At 66.3% G+C, this 19,731-nt stretch carries 16 protein-coding genes; 8 read left to right on the top strand and 8 right to left on the bottom strand.

Going from position 1 to position 19,731, the window contains the following annotated elements; all coding sequences use genetic code 11:
* Positions 1–32 precede the first annotated feature (32 nt).
* Positions 33–1,064: a hypothetical protein gene (locus J8F10_RS09845; protein WP_210653655.1), complete on the top strand. Its 1,032-nt coding sequence runs from the start codon at positions 33–35 to the stop codon at positions 1,062–1,064.
* Between the two features lie 218 nt (positions 1,065–1,282).
* Entirely contained in the window at positions 1,283–2,224 is a 942-nt protein-coding gene (locus J8F10_RS09850; RefSeq protein WP_210653656.1) for a hypothetical protein, read from the top strand.
* A gap of 103 nt (positions 2,225–2,327) precedes the next feature.
* Here J8F10_RS09850 and J8F10_RS09855 read toward each other — a convergent pair whose 3' ends face one another.
* Positions 2,328–3,173 carry a DNA-methyltransferase gene (locus J8F10_RS09855; RefSeq protein ID WP_210653657.1) on the bottom strand — a complete coding sequence of 282 codons (846 nt, stop codon included), beginning with the start codon at positions 3,171–3,173 and terminating at the stop codon, positions 2,328–2,330.
* A 285-nt stretch (positions 3,174–3,458) separates the two neighbouring features.
* Here J8F10_RS09855 and J8F10_RS09860 point away from each other — a divergent pair, with 285 nt between their 5' ends.
* The 3 genes from J8F10_RS09860 to J8F10_RS09870 all read left to right on the top strand — a co-directional run bounded on the left by J8F10_RS09860 (position 3,459) and on the right by J8F10_RS09870 (position 6,400).
* Positions 3,459–4,262, top strand: a complete 804-nt coding sequence (locus J8F10_RS09860) for an ABC transporter permease (protein ID WP_210653658.1) — start codon at positions 3,459–3,461, stop codon at positions 4,260–4,262.
* An 84-nt stretch (positions 4,263–4,346) separates the two neighbouring features.
* Positions 4,347–5,138, top strand: a complete 792-nt coding sequence (locus J8F10_RS09865; protein ID WP_210653659.1) for an ABC transporter ATP-binding protein — start codon at positions 4,347–4,349, stop codon at positions 5,136–5,138.
* A 77-nt stretch (positions 5,139–5,215) separates the two neighbouring features.
* The gene (locus J8F10_RS09870) at positions 5,216–6,400 is read left to right on the top strand and encodes a glycosyltransferase family 4 protein (protein ID WP_315854231.1); all 1,185 of its coding nucleotides are present in this window, start codon (positions 5,216–5,218) and stop codon (positions 6,398–6,400) included.
* 119 nt (positions 6,401–6,519) lie between these two features.
* Here J8F10_RS09870 and J8F10_RS09875 read toward each other — a convergent pair whose 3' ends face one another.
* The 3 genes from J8F10_RS09875 to J8F10_RS09885 all read right to left on the bottom strand — a co-directional run bounded on the left by J8F10_RS09875 (position 6,520) and on the right by J8F10_RS09885 (position 8,606).
* The gene (locus J8F10_RS09875) at positions 6,520–7,008 is read right to left on the bottom strand and encodes an SRPBCC family protein (protein ID WP_210653661.1); all 489 of its coding nucleotides are present in this window, start codon (positions 7,006–7,008) and stop codon (positions 6,520–6,522) included.
* Between the two features lie 10 nt (positions 7,009–7,018).
* Positions 7,019–7,363 (bottom strand): ArsR/SmtB family transcription factor, encoded by a 345-nt coding sequence (locus J8F10_RS09880; RefSeq protein ID WP_210653662.1) that lies wholly within the window; start codon positions 7,361–7,363, stop codon positions 7,019–7,021.
* 274 nt (positions 7,364–7,637) lie between these two features.
* Positions 7,638–8,606, bottom strand: coding sequence for an EamA family transporter (locus tag J8F10_RS09885; protein ID WP_210653663.1), 969 nt, complete (start codon positions 8,604–8,606; stop codon positions 7,638–7,640).
* 245 nt (positions 8,607–8,851) lie between these two features.
* On the opposite strand from J8F10_RS09885, the gene J8F10_RS09890 reads away from it, so the two are divergent.
* The 3 genes from J8F10_RS09890 (at position 8,852) to J8F10_RS09900 (ending at position 12,902) form a co-directional block, all read left to right on the top strand.
* On the top strand, positions 8,852–9,124 hold the full coding sequence (locus J8F10_RS09890) for a hypothetical protein (protein ID WP_210653664.1): 273 nt from the start codon (positions 8,852–8,854) through the stop codon (positions 9,122–9,124).
* A gap of 213 nt (positions 9,125–9,337) precedes the next feature.
* Entirely contained in the window at positions 9,338–11,803 is a 2,466-nt protein-coding gene (locus tag J8F10_RS09895; protein ID WP_210653665.1) for a WD40 repeat domain-containing protein, read from the top strand.
* Between the two features lie 82 nt (positions 11,804–11,885).
* Positions 11,886–12,902: a hypothetical protein gene (locus tag J8F10_RS09900; protein WP_210653666.1), complete on the top strand. Its 1,017-nt coding sequence runs from the start codon at positions 11,886–11,888 to the stop codon at positions 12,900–12,902.
* Positions 12,903–13,178: 276 nt separating this feature from the next.
* Here the strand turns inward: J8F10_RS09900 and J8F10_RS09905 are convergent, their stop codons facing one another.
* The 4 genes from J8F10_RS09905 to J8F10_RS09920 all read right to left on the bottom strand — a co-directional run bounded on the left by J8F10_RS09905 (position 13,179) and on the right by J8F10_RS09920 (position 18,775).
* Positions 13,179–14,576, bottom strand: a complete 1,398-nt coding sequence (locus tag J8F10_RS09905) for a neutral/alkaline non-lysosomal ceramidase N-terminal domain-containing protein (protein WP_210653667.1) — start codon at positions 14,574–14,576, stop codon at positions 13,179–13,181.
* Between the two features lie 319 nt (positions 14,577–14,895).
* Complete coding sequence (locus J8F10_RS09910) at positions 14,896–17,226, bottom strand: methyl-accepting chemotaxis protein (protein ID WP_210653668.1); 2,331 nt, start codon at positions 17,224–17,226, stop codon at positions 14,896–14,898.
* Between the two features lie 135 nt (positions 17,227–17,361).
* Positions 17,362–17,835, bottom strand: coding sequence for a hypothetical protein (locus J8F10_RS09915; RefSeq protein ID WP_210653669.1), 474 nt, complete (start codon positions 17,833–17,835; stop codon positions 17,362–17,364).
* Positions 17,836–18,157: 322 nt separating this feature from the next.
* Positions 18,158–18,775 carry a response regulator transcription factor gene (locus J8F10_RS09920; RefSeq protein WP_210653670.1) on the bottom strand — a complete coding sequence of 206 codons (618 nt, stop codon included), beginning with the start codon at positions 18,773–18,775 and terminating at the stop codon, positions 18,158–18,160.
* Between the last annotated feature and the right edge of the window lie 956 nt (positions 18,776–19,731).

The following is a 19,731-nucleotide window of genomic DNA, read 5'->3' on the forward strand; positions in this document are numbered from 1 at the left end:
GTTCCGCTAACTCACCGACGGAGTTACACCACATGTATTCCTCGCTGGTGCTCTCGACGGCCCTGCTCGCTCCGGCCGCGCCGGTCCCGCGCGACACCGCACCGAACGCGACCGGCCCGGCGCCGCGCGTCCTCGCTCTGAAGGCCGACGAGAGCGGCACGGTCCGCGTCATGTACACGGTCCCGATCAAGCAGACCGTCACGAGCGTCTACTTCGAGATGGAAGGCAACAACCAAGTCCAGAAGCAGATCGAACAGGACGTCGTCACGACGCAGTATTTCCACAAAACACTGGCCGAATTCAACGGCAAGTTCGCAACGGCCGACGGGAGCCCGCTGACCTGCGACGAGGCCACCGCGCGCGTGAAAAACGGCGCGACCGTGCTGGCCTCTGCCGACGGCAAGCCGATCAGCAAGGCGTGGCTCCGGTCCGTGGGGGCGGACACGGTAGTAATGGTCGCCGAGGGGCTCTCGCACGCGAACGTTCAGTGGGGCGGCGACCCGTACCCCTCTACCCCGGCCCCGCAGCTCACGCTGCTCACGGCCAACGATAAAGGAACGGTGCTCGCCCCGACCACCAACCCGGCCGCTACCAACAACGACGGGTACAACGACGAGGTGATGTGGAACGGGGGCGGGCGGATGGTTCGGCTCCGCGGCGGGCGGTTCAACGGCGGCTACTACGGGGGCGGACAGCCGACCGAGGTCAAAGTGGCTCCCAAGCCGCTCACCGAGGTCAAGTTCGACGCCTTCGACCTCACCGGCAAGCTGGTCCCGAAGAGCGAAGTGTTCAAGCGGCTCGCGGCCGGCGGGATGGTGGTCGTGGCCGGCGACGGGCGCATGCCAGACGACACCTACCTGAAGGGCTTCCGCGAGGACGTGCTCGTGCTGATCGGGTCCGAACTCGTGATCCCGATCGCGCCAATCGATCAGACCAAGAAGAAGGTGAGCGAGCCGGGCTTCGTGAAGCGCAACATTCTGCCGATCGCGGAAAAGGCCCCGGCCGCGAACCCTCAACTCCCGCAAGCGATCCCGGTCCTGAGAGCCGGTGTGATCCTGAAATAATCCCGCTCCCACGGTACAACCGGCACGCCCGGCGCACCCGCGCCGGGCGGCGCCGTTTCCCGGCCCGAATTCGCGCGCAAGGAACCGCCCGCGGAACTGTCCGAACCGTGTCAGGTCGGGTTGCGAGAGACGGGGAACTCCGTTATACCGGCCGACCCAGGTTACCACATCACCCGGCGCCAACTTGGAAGGCGCCGTTTACGAGGGGGGACGGAGCCGTGTTACAGAGGCGCAACGATTCGGATTCGGACGACCTGAGCCGTACAACCGAACTGATGGCCTACGAGTCCACCCGGTCCGCGAACGATTCGGACGGGGAGAAGTGCGCCGAACCCAAAAAAGAGGAAGAACAGATCTCGATCTTCTGGCGCGTGTTCGGCGGTACCATTTTGAGCATCGTCGCGCTGGTCTCGATCACGCTCTTCAACAACATGTCGTCGAGCATCAGCGAGCTCCGCGCGGCGCTGAGCCACGAGCGCGAGGCCCGAGCCGACCTCGTGAAGAAGGACGAGTTCAACACCCGCGTGACCGCCCAGTACGAGCGCATGCGGGCCATCGACACGGTGAAAGTGGAACTCGAGGGGATGAAGGAAAAGGTCAACACGAACACGGCCGCGGTGGACGGCGTCAAGCGCGACACCGGCGCCGCGATCGAGGCCGTGAAGAAGGACACCAGCGCATCCGCCGACGCCATGAAGAAGGACGCCGCGGCGCTCGAGGTTCTCAAGGAACGGGTCGTACTTCTGGAAACCGTGAAGAAGGACATCGCCGGCCTGGACACGCTCAAAGAGAAATTTGCAGGCGCCGCAGCGGACCTGAAGGTGATGCGCGACGAGTTGCAGAAGATCGCCACTGAAGTGGACCGCAACAAGACGTCGGACCTGGAGCGGAAGAGCCTCCGCGATTCGCAGCACAAGCAGGTGGACGACGCACTGAAGGAACTTCAGAAGGGTCTGCAAGACTGCCGCGAGAAACTGGCGCGCCTGGAGGGGGCACAACCGAAGCCGTCGCCCGAGGTGCCGATCCCGTTCTCGCGCCCGATCGACCCGAGCAGGCCGAAGCCGTCCATCGACGTGACCGCGCCCTCGAAGGCGGGCGAAATCAAGCCGGCCGGCGGGATCACCGAACCGGGCACGACCAAAGCCGCGCCCAAAGAGTGACTGCTCCGCCAGTTGCGCACTCGGCGCACCCAAACGTGTCGCGCCCCGGGGAATCGAAATGCGATTCCCCGGGGCGCGACACGTTTCACGGCACTTCACCCACTCACCGCTTCGCGGCCACGCGCTTGGTGGGCTTCACCGGCGGGGCCGCGGTCGCGCCCTCGGCGAACTCGATCATCTGCAACCGCTTCCGCACGCCGTCGGCGTACTGCTCGGACAACTCGACGCCGAGGTAGTCGCGGCCCAGCTTCTTCGCGACCGCGAGCGTGGTCCCGCTGCCCGCGAACGGGTCGAGCACCAGATCCCCCGGCTCCGACGCGACGCGGACGATGCGCTCGAGCACCGCTTCCGGCATCTGGCACGGGTGCCCGGTGCGCTCGGTGAAGGTGCCGCACACGCGCGGGACGTGCCAGGTATCGGCCCCCGACTGGAAGTGAACGTCGCTCTCCTGCGGGCGCAGCACCCACGTGTCATCGGGCAGCTTGCCGACCGGGTTGGCGCGCCGGTCCGCGTAGGTCGTCATGCGGGCGCTGGGCACGCGGACCGCGTCCGGGAAGAACTTGTAGTTCTTCGGGTCGCGCACGTAGTACAGGATGTGCGCGTGGCTCCGGTTGAACTTCTTGCTGCAGTTCACGCCGAACGTGTAGTGCCACACGATCCAGTTGCGCATCGTGAGCCCGAGTGCGTCGAGCCGGACCTTGTGCTCCGCCACGAACTCGTCGCCGATCGCGAGGAACAGCGAGCCGTGCGGCGCGAGCGCGCGGGCGGCCGCGGCGAGCCACTTCTCGGTCCACGCGAGGTAGTCCGCCTTCGCGCGGCGGTCGTCGTACACGTCGTACTGGTACCCGATGTTGAACGGCGGGTCGGCGAACACGAGGTCCGCGCACCCCTCCGGCAAGCCGCCCAGGACTTGAATGCAATCGCCTTCGATGACGTCGTTCTTCCGCATCGCCGCACCTTTACCGGGTACAACCGCGTAACCTTAGCTTACCGGTAAAGCTAGGACGCGCAGTACAATCGCGCAGCGCGGCCGGAACCGCAACGCCAGAAAAAGCGCCGAGGGGCGTTAGTCTGTAGCGGTCGCGCGAGGTGTGCGGGAAAGTTGGGCTAGCGGGACCGGGGCGGGAACGCTACGCTCTCCACCCTCGTGTCGGGCCGGCCGGCGGACCTCTTGCGGGCGCACGCCGCCGGACGTCAGCGCCCGGGATCGTTTCGTTCGCTTGTGGGATCACGGATGTTCCGCCACCTGTCCGCACTCTGGACCGCCCGCCACTTCCTGCTCGCGCTGGTCAAACTGGACCTGCGCCTGCGCTACCGGCGCTCGGTCCTGGGGGTGGGCTGGTCGCTCCTGAACCCGATCGCCATGACCATCGTGTTCACGGTGGTCTTCAGCCAACTGTTCGGGAGCGGGAACCCGGTCGAGTACGCGGCGTTCGCGCTCGCGGGGCTGGCCGTGTGGAGCTTCCTGCGCGACGCGGCCACGATGGGCAGCAAGGCCCTGTTGACGAACGAGTCGTACATCCGGCAGAGCCCGATGCCGTACACGATCTACACGCTCCGCACGGTCCTGGGGCAGGCGATCCACTCGTGCATGGCGCTGGCCGTGGTGGTCGCGCTCGTCGTGATCTGGCGCGGCAACGCCAGCGCGTTCGTGGGGCTGGCGCTCGCGGTGCCCGGGCTCCTGCTCGCGCTCGTCGCGGCGTGGGCCGTGGCCACGATCGGGGCGTTCCTCACCGCGTTCTTCCACGACACCGCGCACCTGCTCGAAGTGGGCGCCCAGATCGGGTTCTTCCTGACGCCGATCATGTACGACCGGAAGATCCTGGACGACCGCGGCATGGGCTGGCTCGCGGACATCAACCCGGTGAACCTGTACCTGTCGCTGATCCGCGGCCCGCTGCTCGCGCCCGACCCGGTCGCGGTGGTGGCGCAGTGCGGCCACCTGTACCTCTCGGCGGGCGCGCTCACGGCGGTGGCCGTCGCGCTCGCGATCGGGGTCGTGAGCTGGCTGCAAAAGAAGGTGATCTTCCACCTGTAAGTCGTGGTCCCCGCGCCGCCCGGCGCGCCCGCGGGAGCGGGGCACGCGCCGGCCGATATTCCCAACTTCCCGAGACTCGCGTTCATGGCGAAGATCGAACTTCAGGACGTGTCGGTCACGTTCAACGCGCACCAGCAGAAGCGCGTCAGCTTCAAAGAGTACCTCGTGAGCGGGCTGTTCTGGAGTTCCCTGAACCCGACGCTCCGGGTCCACGCGCTCCAGGGGATCAACCTGTCCGCGCGCGACGGGGACCGGATCGGCGTGATCGGCCACAACGGGGCCGGCAAGAGCACGCTCCTGAAGACCCTCGCGGGCATTTATCCCCCGACGACCGGCACGCGCGAGGTCGAGGGCAAAATCTGCTCGCTGTTCGATATCACGCTCGGGTTCGAGTTCGAGGCGACGGGCTGGGACAACATCATGTACCGCGCGTACCTGCAGGGCGAGACCCCGAGCAGCATCCGCGGGAAATTGGACGCGATCGCGGAGTTCTCGGAACTGGGCGACTTCCTGAACATCGCGGTGCGGAACTACTCGGCCGGCATGCAGATGCGGCTCGCGTTCTCGATCGCCACCGCGATCAACCCCGAGGTGCTGCTGATCGACGAGGTGCTCGCGGTCGGCGACCTCGCGTTCCTGAACAAGGCCCAGGCCCGGATGCGGGAGCTGATGAAGACGTCGCGGCTGATGGTCATGGTCGCGCACGACCTCAACGCCATCACCGACATGTGTACCAGCGTGGTCTGGATGCAGCACGGCCGGATCGTGGCACAAGGTGATCCCCGAGAGATCGTGGACCGGTACATCGCGTCCTGCACGTCGGGTCAGGCCGGCACCCCCGCGCCGGTGCCGGTACCCGAATTGCAGGCCGCGTAGCGCGTCCCGATTCGTCCCGCCCCATTGGTCCCACGAGAGCAGAAACCAGCGCGTCTGCGGAGGAGTTCGTTTTGCGCGTGCTGTTCAACGGGGTAACGACCCTTAAACCGAAAACCGGCATCGCGCACGCCGCGGCGAACCTGCACGCGGCACTGGCCTCCACGTTCCCACGCGACACGTTCTGGATGTACCCCGGCGCGCGGGCGGCGAACGTCGCGCGCCGGTTCTTCGCGCCGAGCAACAAGGCCGGCGGCCCCTCGAGCAAATCCCCGAACCCGCTCAAAAATCTGGCGAAGAGGGCCGTCGGTGCGGTGGCGAAGCTCGGCTTCGCGGCCCACTTCCAGGCGGCCGCGCGTGCGGGGAAGTTCGACCTGTACCACGAACCCAATTTCGTCCCGTTCCGCACCGGTTTGCCGCTCGTCGTCACGGTGTTCGATCTCTCGGTGCTGCTGTACCCGCAGTGGCACCCGCCCGAGCGCGTGAGGGCACACGAAAGTTCATTTGCGCGGGGAATCGAACTCGCGGACCACGTCATCGTCGGCACCGAAGCCGTTCGCGCGGAAGCGCAACAGCACCTCGGGCTGGCGCCGGACCGCGTGACCGCGATGCTTTGTGGCGTGGGGCCGCAATTCTGCCCGCAAGCGCCGAACGTCGTTGCCGCGCTCCGCGCGAAACACGGCCTCCCGGCGCGGTACACGCTTTACGTTGGTACGATCGAACCGCGCAAGAACATCGGGACGCTCCTCCGCGCGTTCTGTGCGCTGCCGGCGAAGGCGCGCGAAGCGTGCCCGCTCGTGCTGGCCGGCGGATGGGGGTGGAAGACGGAAACAGAGCGCGCCCTGTTCGATTCCGAGGCCAAATCGCTCGGCGCGATCCACCTGGGCTACGTTCCCGATGAAGACCTGCCCGCGCTCTACGCGGGTGCGGAAGCCCTGCTCTACCCGAGCTTCTACGAGGGCTTCGGGATGCCGCCGGTCGAAGCGATGGCGTGCGGCACCGCGGCCGTGACGTCCACTGCCGACGCGGTGCGCGAAGTGGTCGGCACGAACGCCCTCACCATCGACCCGAACAACCTCGACGGCTGGCGCGACGCGCTGGCCCGCATCGCGGGGGACCGCGAGTTCCTGGCGTACTACCGCCGGCGCGGGGCCGCGCACGCGGCCACCTTCACGTGGGAAGCGTGTGCCCGAATCACGCACGGCGTGTACTGCAATGTGCTGGGGATTCAGCAAGAAGACGTGAAACTGCGCCGGGCGGCTTAGAGCGCACAGGGCTCCCGCCCTGTGCTACGAACGCCGGCCCCTCCGGGACGAAAACCGGGAACCATCTCCGCCACGAAGCGCCCGGCGTAACCACGGGCTCAACTCGCCTGACAAAGTCCCTAGACCGCGACGCCCGTGAGGTACTCGTCCAGTCGGTCGTAACCCGCGGCCATTCCGTGCTCCATGCCGGACGCGAGTGCGCCGTCACGGGCCTCCTTAGACGGGTACTGCACGGTGATCGTCAGAAGCGTTTGCTCCCCTTTATCCGCGAGCACGAGCGTCGATAACTGCTCGCCCATTTGGGGAACGCACCCGGTCTCGAACGACTCGGTGCGCACACACCTCTCGGGCGGAACGATCTCGCGGTACACGCCGGTCATCGACATCCCGGCCCCGTCCGGCCCGCTCCACGCCCAGCGGAACGTCCCACCGACGCGCTGGTCCTCTTCGCACACCGTCATCTCCCAGCCGGGCGGCCCGAACAGCCAGCGCTTGAGCAGTTCGGGCTTCGACATGGTTTCCCACACCAGCTCGCGCGGCGCGTTGAACGCGCGGGTAATCACGATCTCGCGCTCGCCGGACGTGGAGACGTTCAACTTGCTCGTCATGGTCACTCCATCAGCCTTTCTTGGGTTTCTTTGCGGACTTCAACTCTTCCAACAAATCGTCGAGGCGCTCGAAATTGGCCTCCCACAGCGCGCGGTAGTTCTCCAGCCACTCGTTGGCCTCGGCCAGCGGTTCGGCCGCGATCCGGCACGGGCGCTTCTGGGCGTCGCGCCCCCGCGAGATCAGCCCCGCTTTCTCCAGCACCTTGAGGTGCTTGGAGATCGCGGGCTGGCTCAATTTGAAGGGCGCGACCAGTTCCGTGACCGTGGCCTCTCCCTTCGCAAGGCGCGCCAGGATCGCGCGCCGGGTCGGGTCCGCCAGCGCCGCGAACGTGGCGTCGAGCCGGGCGGTCGCCATTGTTGCATAACCTCCGAGTTGTATAGCCGAATGGAAATATAACCAGCGCGCGGGAACCGGTCAATCACCGTAGGTCGAGTTTCAAAAAACGTGTGTGGGTGGTGACGGATTGGACCGGTCTGAACGTGAGCGTGTTCTGTAAGACGTGTTCGTGCAGGCAGGTCTTCAGTGTAGTCCGCTCGCTCCGCGAGCGGTGCAATAAACTCCGAACTGGTTGATGCGCGACGCTAGCATCGTGAACCGCTCGCGGAGCGAGCGGACCACACTTTCACAGCTACTCCCCGGCACCAACGGCCGCGACCTCGGTCGATTCGGTCGAGCTTTCCTGGCTGGGCGGTTCGGGTTTCTTCCGCGGCCAGACGAGCAGCATCACCCCGAGCACGACCAGCCAGGCCGCAACGCCGGTTCGCGCGCTCAGCACTTCATCGGCATCTACCCAACCGAGGAGCGCTGCGCCCCATCCGAGAAGCACCGCCACCACCGGGTTCACAAACGCATAGGTTCCGACCAGCGCGGGCGACGTGACGGTCAGGAGCCACGTGTACGCGGGAATGGCGACCAGCGCCGCGATCGCGAGATACACCCACGCCGCCCCCGACCGAACCGATACCGCGGCGAAATCGAATCGTGTCGTCTCACCGAGCCCCAGTCCGAGTGCCATCATGACCGCCCCGCCGATGAGCATCTGCATCCCTGCAACGCGAACAGGTGATGAGGGTAGTTCGGAGTAGCGATTGAGCAACGATCCCACCGCCCAGGCAATGGCCGCGAAGAGTAGGACGCCCACACCGTCGAGCTTGATACCCCCCGGCGCGGACAAGACCGCGACCCCACTGAGTCCGATCCCGAGACCGAGCAGTTCCAACACGCGCGGACGGGAACGCCCCCCGTAACCCCAGTCGAGGAGCAAGAGCCACGCCGGGAGAGTCGCGATCACGAGTGAAGCGGCCCCAGACGACACCTTCTGCTCGGCCCACGTCACCCCGCCGTTCCCGAACACGAATAGCGGGATCGCGGCGAGCGCCGCGTTGCGCCAGTGTAAACGAGTCGGTCGCGGATGCCCCGCCCGCACTCCAAGTGCGTAGAGAATCGCGCCCGCGGTGAAGAGTCGGGAACCGGCCATCAAGAAAGGAGGGATCGTATGGATCGCGAGCCGAATCGCGAGGTAGGTCGAGCCCCACAGGATGTAGATCGCGGCGAAGGCGAAAAACAACTTGATGCGAGACGGCGGTTCCGATCCCATTTCACTCCCCAATCGGCGACTTCCGGGTCCGTTACAGTGCAAGGACTACCACACAATAGCCCCTGCCTTTCAAGAGAGTCCACGGACACGCGCCCCGCACAGGAGGTTCGATGCGCGTGCCGAATCGCGCCCGCGGGTGAGCCCCATATGAGAGCCGCGTGCGGACCGCGCAACGCCGCCGAACACAACCGTTCTACTCACACGAGGGCCGAACAGAACCCGGCCCGCCACAAAGGAGAACGACCATGATCCGCAAGCTCATCCTGTCCGCTGTGATCGCCACCGGAACACTGGCCGGCCTGACCGCCGGCCCCTCGAGCGCGGAAGCCGCAGCGCCGGCCACCTTCGACCGCGATCACGACCACCGCGGGGTGCGGTTCGAGGTGCTGGTCCGGCACCGCGGCCACTGGGAGACCTACGGCACCTACCGTGATCGCGACGACGCCCAGCGCGTCGAGCGGTTGCTGGAACGGCAGGGGCGCGACGCCCGGATCGAAGTGAAGCGCGACCGGTGGTAAGTTCCGCACCCGGAGCGGTACCGTCACACCCGACGACACCGCCCGTCACGCGAGGCCCGTGGAGTCATCAGGCTCCACGGGCCTCACGCGGTTCAGAGAAGTGAATAGAAGGCCATTTTGGGACCGAGATTTTCTGGTGAGGGTTGAGTGCGTCCGGCGTCTACTTTCTAATGTGAGTGACCCCGTACCGGCTCCTTCACCGAGGTTCCGTCAATGGCTGCCCGTCCCGGGTCGTGGATCTTAGCGGGGGTGTTGTCGTGCGGGCCGGCCGGTCTCGCGCTCGCGCAGAAGGAGCCCCCCGTTCCCGCGCAACCACCGGGCGCGGCACCCAAACAGCCCGCGAAGGGTCCGGTCACGGTTCACCCGAACGGGCTGGCCGATGGCGTGGTCGCGCGCCTCGGCAAAACGCGCCTCCGGCACGCCGAGCGCCCCACCTGCGTCGCGTTCGCCCCGGACGGAAAGACGTTCGTGACCGGCGGGGAGGACGGCACCGTCCGGGCGTGGTCGGTCGCGACCGGCGATCAGATTGGCGTGACTCAACGGCCAGCGATGAGCGTGTCCGTGTTGCGGTACACCCACGGCGGAACCAGGCTCGCGGTACATCACGGGACGGAAACCGTTGTCCGGCTCCTCGACCCGAAAACGCTCCGCGAAATCGACACCGTGCCCTTCCCCAACCCGCACCGGTTCGGGTTCAGCACCGACGGCACAATGGTCATCACGTTGGACACCGCCAGTAACGCGGTCGTCTCGGAGGTCGAGGGCAATCTCCCCAAATTGGAACTACCGTTGGTGGACCAGTTCGATTTCCGGCCGGACGGCAAAGCGGTCGCGGTGGGGAGCGCGAAGGGGACCGTGACGGTTTATCTCGTCACTGGTGGTAAACCGGTGTTCGCGCTGAAGGGCCTCGGGTCCGTTACCGGCCTCGCGTACAGCCCGGACGGGAAGCGCCTCGCGGTCGGCACGCGGAGTCCCGAGGGCACGGACGTCGTGCGCATCTACGCGGAGAAAAACGGAACGCCGGTCGCCGAGATTCCCGGCGTGAACGTCCCGCGCGCCTGGCTCACCGGCGACACGCTCGCGGTCGGCAACGGCAGCGACGCGGGCGTGTACGACTTCCAGAAGAAAGCATGGGCCGGACGCATCAGCGGCGCGTTCGGCGAGTTCGCGGTGTCCCCGGACGGCACGAAGCTCGTCGCGACCGGGAACGGCGGGTTGCGCGTGCGCTTGTGGGACTTACCCACGGGCAAACAGATGCACGCAGAAGATGACAGCTTCCCGGACCCGGCGCTGATGCTCGGGTCGGGCGACGGGAAGTCACTGTTCCTGCTCACCACGGACACCGCGTATCTGTGGCCCGTCGGTGCGAACACCGCAAAAGCGGTCGGCACGCTACCCGGTCGCACGGTTTCGGCAGCCGCGAACGGCGGTACGCTCGCCATCGCCACACCGGACGCGGTCCTCGCCTTCACCGGTTTCGACCCACTCAACCCACTGCCCGCGAAGCCGACTACCGTATTTGAGGGGAGCGCGGGGGCGAAGATCGTGGCCGTGGCGCCGGACGGTACCCGCGTCGCGTGGACCGTTGACGGCGGTAAAGTGGTGATCGCGGACCCGACCGGCAAACACGCGCGCACGGAACTCCCACCAACCACGGCATCGGTTATGGCGCTGGCGTTCGATCCGTCCGGCGAGAAGCTCGCACAGATCGGGCGCGACGGGTTCGTTCGGCTCTGGAGCCTGACCGAAAGCGACAAGAAGCCCAAAGAACTGTGGATGGTTCGGATCGGGCGCGGGCAGCGCGCCGCGATCGCGTTCAGTCCCGACGGGAAACTGATCGCCGCCGCGTCGCAGGCCCAGGTGCCGGTGTTCAACACCGCAGACGGCTCCGAAGTCTTCAAAGCGGACCGCTACAGCGAAGACGGGTACGCGCACCACGCGGTCTTCAGTCCCGACAGCAAGTTACTGATGTTCGGCTCCAGCGGGCCGGCCGGGCGCGTGGAGGTGTGGGAACTCGCGACGCGCGGACTGGTGCGGAGCTTCACCACCGGGTACGGCGGGATCTCCCGACTCGTCGTGTTCCCGGACGGCAAGCGCGCCGCGTCCGCGGGCGCGGAGGAAGCCGTCACCGTCTGGGATCTGACGTTTCGCAGCGCCAAACCCGCCCCCACAGCGGACCAATTGCGTACCGCGTGGAACGACCTGGAATCGTCCGACGCCGCCGTGGGGTACCCGGCGACGAAGCTCCTCGGGAGCGCGGGCGACTCCGGTACAACGGCCATCGCCCGGGGCGCGAAAGAGGCACTCGCCACGCAGCAGAAGATCAAGAACTGGGTCGAAGAACTCGGTTCCGAGACGCTCGCCGTCCGCGAGGTCGCGGCGAAGGAACTTCTCGAACGCGGCACTCGCGCGATGCCCACGGTCGCGGCCGCGTCACAATCCGAGAACGCCACAGTGCGCGACCGCGCGCTGGACCTCTTGCGAAAAATGGAGGCGAAGGGCTTGAGCACACCCGCGCACGGATTGGTCGGCGATTCGCTGCGCCTCTTCCGCGCGGCCCAGGCCCTCGAAGAGATCGGTACCGCGCCCGCGCAATCCGTTCTCGACGAGATCGCGACGACCGGCGGGCGCCCGGGCGCCGAAGCAAAAGCGGCCCTCGCGCGCCTGAAGAAGAAGTAACAAGAACGCGATCCGCGCTCGCCGATCGGGTTCCTCCGGGTATGATCGGAGCAGCCCAGACTCCGCGGAACGAGCAGCAGCCATGACCACTCTCACCTGCCCGAAGTGCCGACAGGGTGCGCCCGAGGCCGCACTCGACGCCGGGCAGTGCCCCGCGTGCGGCTTCCCGCTCGAGGGGCCGGTCGTTCTCAATGACTTCAATAGCGAGGGGAGACGTGAACTCCCCGTGCTCCTGCTTTTGATCGTTGGGGGAGTGATTGCGATCGGGGCTTACGCCTTCTTCAAACAGCCCGTCGTTCCTCCTCGGACCCGCGAGCCGGACGTGACACACGCTCCGCCGGAGCCCAAGAGCGCGGTGGCGAAGCACCTCCTCCCCTTCTCGCCGGAACCACAACGACCGCGCGACACCCCGAGCGGGGGGCAGAACACACCGAAGCCCGGCGACCCTTCCGGCGCGACCGGCGACAAAGATCCGCCGCAAGAGCCCGTTCGAGTCGTGGGGCCGAAGAAAGACGGTCCGCGGCCGATCGGCGTCGTGATGAAGGTCGACCCCCAAATCGCGCCGAAGCGCGACTTCGACAACCCCGACGACGCGGCCGCCCTTCCCGACCTGAACAGCGGCGACCGGGTTGTCCTCACCGGTAAGTTGCGCGCGCTCAAGATCGGTTCGGTGAACGGCAAAGGCACAATCGATGCGTCGGGCTTGGTGGCCGAAGAGATCGTGATTACGGGCGACCTGAACGGCGAAGCGATCGTGCGGCTCAACGCGCCGAACGGGAAGGTGACGATCGGCGGTTACGTCAGCGGCGCCTCGAAGCTCACGGTCATCGCGCCGGGCGGCGCAGTGATAGTTCTGGAATCGTCCGGGCGCTTGACCGGAAGTGCCACCACCGTCGTGACCGCGAAGCGTTTGGAAATTGGCGGGAAGATGCTCGGTAGTGCCAAAGTGTTTGCGACGCTCACCGCGGGCGGTTTGCTGAAGGTCACAGCGGCCGACGAAGGCGCGACCGTGACCTACAAAAAAGCCGCGGACAGCGACCCGCCGATTGCCGTTGAGAAGGGCACGATTCGCGGTGGAGCGAAGATCCTCGCAGAGTGAGATCAAGTCGCGCGGGCAGGTGATTCTTCCCAACCCGCCTCGGTTAGCCGATTGCATTTGCCACATCCGCGCCTTGTTCCGCAGAGAAAAAATGGTGGTGGGAGGTCTACTGGGCCAACGCCTCCTGAACGCCCACACACAACTGTCTGCCGACTCAAAAGACGCTCACCCATTGCCCCGAATCGATCGATTGATCCGGTCTCGAACGTGTGCGGGCGGTTGGCCCGCACGGAAATGTGCTCCTTCGCACCGACCGGTCGGGTGCGGCACCGCGGACTACTTCTTCCCCTCCTTGAACTGCGCACGCAGTTGTTCGAGCGCGGCACCGACAAGTTTCTCGCCGCCGCCCTCGGCGACCCGGGCGCTGACCACCTCGTAGGCGCCCTGCGGGTACGCGGCCCGGTTCGGCACGTACCCGACGCTCCCGTTGGCCAGTTCCGCGATCATCGTCTGGCGGAACGGCGAGCCGCGCTTGATCTGCAACCCCAACTCCACGAAGATTTCCCCCGGCAGGCTGACCCACGCGAGGTCGTCCCCGAGCGAGATCACCTGTACTTCCACCGGGTACGGCTTGCCGAGCCGCGCGGACACCTCGACCGCCTTGAACGCCTGCACCTGATCGAGAAACCCCGGGACCGGCTTGGTCCCCTTCTCGAGGTTCGCAAGGACGCCCTTCGCGGCCAGCGCCTCCGCCGCTGTCACCGGCGGCAGTTCGAGCTCGACCGTGGCACGGGACGCGCGCAGCGGCCCGGCGGCCGGTTTCAGGGCGTCGAACGTGCGCAGCACCTCGGCCGCGAGCCGGGTCCCGATACGGGCCGCCTCGCCGTGCCCCTTCTGGGCCTTGTCGGTGCCCACGTTGATGTGGTTCACGTCCCCGCAGGTGCCGGTCGTGAACACCGTCACCACGTCGTCGCCGGCGACCGCGGCGAGCGCCCGCGCCAGCGCGTGCGGGTAGTCGGCGGAGTAGTGCGTGCCCCCGACGGTATCGAGGTGCATCGCGAAGTTGACGTACACCGCGACCGGCTTCGGGGGCTTCGTATCGGTCTCGATCAGTACCACGGGCACGGACGGGTCGGTCGGCCCGGCGGCGCGCACGATCTTGGGGTTCATCTTGCCCGGGTTCCAGCCGACGGAGCCGTCGGCCATGTGGAACCGGCGGTTGAACGCCAGCCCGTTCTCCGTGCCGCACCCGAACGACACCTTCACGGGCACGCGCGCGGCGTGCGCCTTCTGCACCGCGCCCGCGATCTTGCCGGGCAACTCGGCGAGGTACGCTTTCACGATCTTCTTGCCGTCCCGGGGCGCGTCGGGGCGCGGGACCTCGTCCCACAGCACCGGCCCCGTGTGCGAGTGCGTCGCGGAGATCATCACGTTCTTCCCCGGGATGCCGGTCCGCTTCTCGACGAGTTTGCGGGCGTCCTCGACCATGTCGCGCGTGGTCAGGAGGAGGTCGAGGGACACCAGTGCGACGACGGTGTCGCCCTGCTCGAGGACGAGCGCCTTGGCGAGCAGCGGGTCGTGGGTGCCCTCGGCCCCGCGGGGCGAGTAGTACCCGGCCAGCGGGCACCCGTTGGCCGGGGTGATATCGACCGCCGCCGCGCCCGCGGACAGGGGCGCGGCGAGGGACGGAACGGCGAGGGCGAGCGTGAGTGTGAAGGAGAGGGCAAGGCGCATCGGGTTCCTCGGGGGGTGAAAGGCGGGAGCGCGTCCGCGACATTATGCCAGAAATCCGCGCGGGGGAAAGTGCCCGATCACCCGCACGGCCCGCAGCGCCCCCAAGGAATCCACGACGATGCGGCGCTTCCGCCCGTCGACGTTCTTGGCGTTGTCGCACCCCCGCTGCTCGCCGCTCCAGTACCCCACGGCGAATGAGATTGATGCGCAGTTGGCCCAAACGACGTATTGGTTCGTGCGTCGCGCACTACCCCGATGTGGAGTGCGCGACGCACGAACCAATACCTATCAGCGCGGCGAGAACGGGGGCGCGGTCACTTTAGAACTCGGTGAACCCGCCGTCGCCGCCGAGCCGATCGAGTTCGTGGGTGCGGCCGTTGGAGTGCCCGTTGCTCATCGCGCGGGCCACCGCGGGCCGGGGCTTCGTAGCCGGGGCCTTGCTCCGGGACACTTTTGGTGCGGCGCGGCGCGCCCCGTGCCCGTCGTCACTGAGTTTGAACCGTGCGACGAGGTCGCGGAGTTGCCCGGCCTGGTCCGTGAGGGTCTGGGCCGTCGCCGACATTTCCTCGGTCTGGGAGGCGTTGCGCTGGGTCACGGTGTCCATCTGGGACACGGCCTTGTTGACCTGCTCGATGCCCACCGACTGCTCCTTGCCCGCGGCCGCGATCTCCGTGATCAGGTCCGTTACCCGCTTGACCGAGGTCACGATCTCCTCGAGCGTCGAGCCCGACCGGTTCACGAGTTCGGTGCCCGCATCGACCTTCTTGACCGAGTCCTCGATCAGCGACTTGATCTCCTTCGCCGCGGTCGCACTGCGCTGGGCCAGGTTGCGGACCTCGGAAGCCACGACCGCGAACCCGCGCCCCTGTTCCCCGGCACGGGCCGCTTCCACCGCCGCGTTCAGGGCCAGCAGGTTCGTCTGGAACGCGATCTCGTCGATCGTCGTGATGATGTCCGCGATGCGCTTGGACGAGTGGTTGATCTCGCTCATGGCCTCGACCGCGTTGCCGACCACTTGCCCGCCCTTCTCGGCCACGTCCTTGGAACTGCTGGCGAGCTGCCGGGCCTGCTGCGCACTGTCCGAGTTCTGCTTCACCGTCGCCGTGATCTCTTCCAGGGTGCTCGCGGTTTCTTCGAGGCTCGAGGCCTGCTCCTGGGCGCCCGTGGAGATCTCGTCGCTCGCCGCCGACAACTGCCCCGACGCATCGGCCAACTGCTCGGACACCTCGCGCACGCCCTCGAGCGCGGTCCGCACCGACAGGATCGCCTTGTTCAGTTCGGTCGCCATCTGGCCCACCACGTCGGTGCCCAGATCCGGTACCTGTTGAGTGAAGTCCCCGGCGGCCATCGCGCCCACCGAAACCATGATCGTGCCGACCTTCTGTTCGAGCTCGGCCGCGTCCTCTTTCACCTTCTGTGCCATGTTCTTGTTGGCCGTGATGTCGGTGGCGTACTTGACCACCTTATAGGGCTTGCCGTTGAGGTCGAAGATCGGGTTGTACGAGGCCTGAATCCACACCTCCTTGCCGCCCTTGCCGATCCGCTTGAACTCATCCGCGACGTACTCGCCGCGGTTGAGCCGGGCCCAGAACTCGCGGTACTCCGAACTGGCCGCGAACGCGGGTTCGGCGAACATGCTGTGGTGCCGCCCCTGGATCTCCGACAGACTGTAGCCGAGGGTGCGCAGGAAGTTCTCGTTGGCACTCACGATGGTCCCGTCGAGCTTGAACTCGATCACCGCCTGGGCCTTACTGACGGCCGCGATCTGGCCCGCGAAGTCCGCGTTCTGCTCGCGCTGCTTGCCGACCATCGCCCAGTCGACCTTGTCTTGTTGGAGCGCCGCGTGAAGGCCTGTAACAGTAGTGTTCAGGGCCGTCCCCATTTGACCGAACTCGTCGGCCGAGGTCACTACGGCCTTGTGAGTCAGGTCGCCAACGGAGACGGCTCGGAGCACCTTGACGGCGGCGTCCAAGGGATGAACGATCAGGCCCCGGAAGAAGACCCCGAGCCCGAGGGCCGCGAGAACCGCGCACCCGACCACGACGAACATGGTCGTCCGGGCGGCGGCGTAGTGGCTTTGAGTCTGGGCCGCGTCTTGCTTTGCGGTTTCTTTTTGGAGGTCGATGAGGGCGTTCAACGTGTCGCCCATCTTGGTCGCGTTCGGCACGGACACGAGGCACTGCTTTTCGGCCTTTTCGAGGTCACCGGCTTTGAGCGCCGCCATCGTCGCGTCGTGGTCGCGGCGGAACTCCTCCAGGCGCGCTCGGAACTCGGTCCAGAGCGGCTTCTCTTTCTCACTCATGGGGTACGATTCGTACCGCGTGCCCCCCTCTCGAATGTGAGCCCAGGCCCCGTCCAGACCGGTCGTCGCGGCCCGGTACGTGTCCCCGTTCTTGTTCCGGGTCGACAGGATCATGGTCCTCTCGTTCCGCTGGATCGTGTTGATCCCCTTCCCGCGCAAATCGGTCAGCGCGATGATCGACGGAATCAGGTTCGCGTTCGTGTTCTCGAGTGCCGTGTTCATCTCGCTCATGGACCTGAGCCCGTAGTAGCCGACGCCGACACTGGCCGCGGCCAGTAGCAGGAACCCCCCGATGAGCCGGGTGCCGATCCCGAGGTCGCCGAAATTCGTTGCGATCTGCTTCAACATGGAAAACACGTCCTCACGAGTGCCCCGGGGCGGGGCGGGGTGAATAAGTCCGTATGGTCAGTTGGCCCACGTTGTTCATGGGCGCGGGGGAGGCGCTCAATTTTCGCGCGGTGGGCACGAGTGAGCATCGCGGTCCTACAGCGGACCCGGTGCTCCGAGCGGGCGCGGGGCCCGGAGATCCAACTGCGCACTCGCGCCCAACCAGTTCTGTTTCAGTTCCGCGACCCGCGCCGCGAGGTGGGTCACCGATTCGTCGAGTTCGGCGCGGGTCGATCGACTCACGAGGCGCGATGTTTCGGTCAGGTCCGCGACGAGGCCATCGAGCACCTGGGTGACGAGGACCAGCGGAACTACGGCCCGTGAAACGGGCGCCGGCCAGTTCAGCAAGCGAACCCGGCCGGGGGCCGACTCGAGGAGGCGCGCGAGCGCGAAGTACGCCCCCGGTGCGAACCCGGTGACCCGCCCGCACTCGAGGGCCACGCTCTCTCCGGGATGTTCCCGGAGCTGGTGCTCGATAGCGGGCGCGACGAGGGACCACTTTGAGAGGGTCACGAAGCCCGCGAGCGCGTACTCGGCGCTCGCGGGCTTCGGCCCGTGTGCGGTGCGCAAGGTCTGTCCTCAAATTGGGAACGGGAGGAACGAACCGCTCGGTTCGATTGGTGGGCTGCGAGGCCCCACCGTCAGTGGATGTCCCCAAGATCGAATGACATTGAAAATTATGCCCTGGGTGATTCCCTCAGTGGCATTGTGGTTCCGCTCAGAAAAGTGGGGCGGGGTCAGGGGAGATCGCAGTGCCCGCGGGACAAGATTGAAAGTGCGGCGCGAAAAGAGGAGAAATTATTGTCTGAGCTTGATTGATGGAAGTGGTCTCTTGAACCGAATGCCCGCCCCGCGAACGCGACCGGTGCGTTCGCGGGAGCACGAGCGGGGCTTATTGTTGCGAAGAATCTTCCAACATTAAGACGAGCCGGATCAGCTCGGCCAGGCTGGTCGCCTGGAGCTTGCGCATCACGTTGGCCCGGTGGAACTCGATGTTCTTTTCGCTCACTTGGAGCTCGCGGGCGATGACCTTGTTGGCTTTGCCGGTCGCTACCAAATCGAGGACCTCGCGCTCGCGCGGGGTGAGGACGGCCAACCGCGCGCGCGCGGCGGTTCGTTGGGCGCACTCGGCCCGGTGGTCCGCGTCGCGCGTCAAGGCCTCCTGGACCGTGTCCAGCAATTCCTGGTCGTTGTAGGGCTTCTCCAAGAAGTGAACGGCACCCGCACGCATGGCACGGGCCGCGGTGGGCACGTTGCCGTAAGCCGTAACGAGAATTGCGGGCGGGCTCAGCTCGCGGGCGCCCAACCGCTCCAGTACCGCCAGACCGCTGAGCCCGGGCATCCGCAGATCGAGGATGGCGCACCCCGGGCGGTCCGTTCCTACTTCGCGTAAAAACTGTTCGCCGCTTTCAAACGTCTGCACGGGCAGGTTCACGGACCCGAGCAGCCAGGACAACGATTTTCGGACATTCGGGTCGTCGTCAACAACAAAAACCGTGGACGGGCTCATATCGCGGACCTCACTCGGGCGAGCGGCCTGGCTCTTGGGGCGTGCGGCTTGCTAAACGTCTTACGTTGAAAAATGGGGCGTTGAGTGCGGGCGGCTCATTCCGCGAGCTCGTTGTTTAGTCTTGCTGGGAGTGCGTCGAGGCGCCGGCGCGGAGATCCTTGCTCCGACGCGCCTGATGCCGGTCCCCCCGGCCACGGTGCTTATTATCGACGACGATTCGGTCGTGCGTGACTCCATCGGATTGCTGTTCCGGTCCGTGCCCCTGTGTCGAACCATTCGGTCCGTGCCGAGTACGTGTCTACTCGCGTCACAGGGGCACGCGAGTGCGTAATGGCTGGCGCGCCCGATCCGAGCGGGCCGGGTTACTTGGAGCAAGTCAATACACGGGAGTGCCGGGAACTTCATTTTTTTTGGATCGTCGGTGGTTCGGACCACGAGGGCTGGCGTTCAATTCTTGGGAGAATCCGTTTGAAGCCGGGTGCTCTCCTCGGATCGTGCGGCCCGCTGACCGGATCGAACGCGACCGTGAGGTGTTCGCGTTGCTCGTAAAAGGGCTGGTAAACGAGTGGGGCGGCGCACTTCGGACCGAGCGCCTCGGCCGCGCTCGTATCTGCGGTTGGGCGTGATTGTTTCGGTGCTCCCCGTTCGGTATAGCCACTGAACCGGCCGGCGCCCACGGCACCGGGACATCTCCTCGCGGGCGCGGGTCGCGGCTCGTACCGGCGCCGGCTCTTTTTTTCACCTTACGTGCTTGACTTGTTTTGACGAAATGGGGGCCATTTGTAGCTCTTCGCGGCGTCAATGGAGCTCTTCATATGCAATTGAGTTCACATTGTGAACACGGTATAATTTGTCTGGTACAATTGGCGGGTCGCGAACGCGGAAAGGCACCCCTATGACCGATCGCCCGAAATGCTGCACAGGCAGGAGAAATGTTAGTCGATGTTAGCAATCGG

The organism is Gemmata palustris, from assembly GCF_017939745.1.
Taxonomy (GTDB): Bacteria; Planctomycetota; Planctomycetia; order Gemmatales; family Gemmataceae; genus Gemmata; species Gemmata palustris.

Coding starts and splice junctions, on each gene's coding strand:
- J8F10_RS09905 (WP_210653667.1), bottom strand. CDS start 14,576: ATGCGCCTTGCCCTCTCCTTCACACTCACGCTCGCCCTCGCCGTTCCG.
- J8F10_RS09895 (WP_210653665.1), top strand. CDS start 9,338: ATGGCTGCCCGTCCCGGGTCGTGGATCTTAGCGGGGGTGTTGTCGTGC.
- J8F10_RS09890 (WP_210653664.1), top strand. CDS start 8,852: ATGATCCGCAAGCTCATCCTGTCCGCTGTGATCGCCACCGGAACACTG.
- J8F10_RS09920 (WP_210653670.1), bottom strand. CDS start 18,775: ATGAGCCCGTCCACGGTTTTTGTTGTTGACGACGACCCGAATGTCCGA.
- J8F10_RS09855 (WP_210653657.1), bottom strand. CDS start 3,173: ATGCGGAAGAACGACGTCATCGAAGGCGATTGCATTCAAGTCCTGGGC.
- J8F10_RS09845 (WP_210653655.1), top strand. CDS start 33: ATGTATTCCTCGCTGGTGCTCTCGACGGCCCTGCTCGCTCCGGCCGCG.
- J8F10_RS09865 (WP_210653659.1), top strand. CDS start 4,347: ATGGCGAAGATCGAACTTCAGGACGTGTCGGTCACGTTCAACGCGCAC.
- J8F10_RS09860 (WP_210653658.1), top strand. CDS start 3,459: ATGTTCCGCCACCTGTCCGCACTCTGGACCGCCCGCCACTTCCTGCTC.
- J8F10_RS09910 (WP_210653668.1), bottom strand. CDS start 17,226: ATGTTGAAGCAGATCGCAACGAATTTCGGCGACCTCGGGATCGGCACC.
- J8F10_RS09900 (WP_210653666.1), top strand. CDS start 11,886: ATGACCACTCTCACCTGCCCGAAGTGCCGACAGGGTGCGCCCGAGGCC.
- J8F10_RS09885 (WP_210653663.1), bottom strand. CDS start 8,606: ATGGGATCGGAACCGCCGTCTCGCATCAAGTTGTTTTTCGCCTTCGCC.
- J8F10_RS09875 (WP_210653661.1), bottom strand. CDS start 7,008: ATGACGAGCAAGTTGAACGTCTCCACGTCCGGCGAGCGCGAGATCGTG.
- J8F10_RS09880 (WP_210653662.1), bottom strand. CDS start 7,363: ATGGCGACCGCCCGGCTCGACGCCACGTTCGCGGCGCTGGCGGACCCG.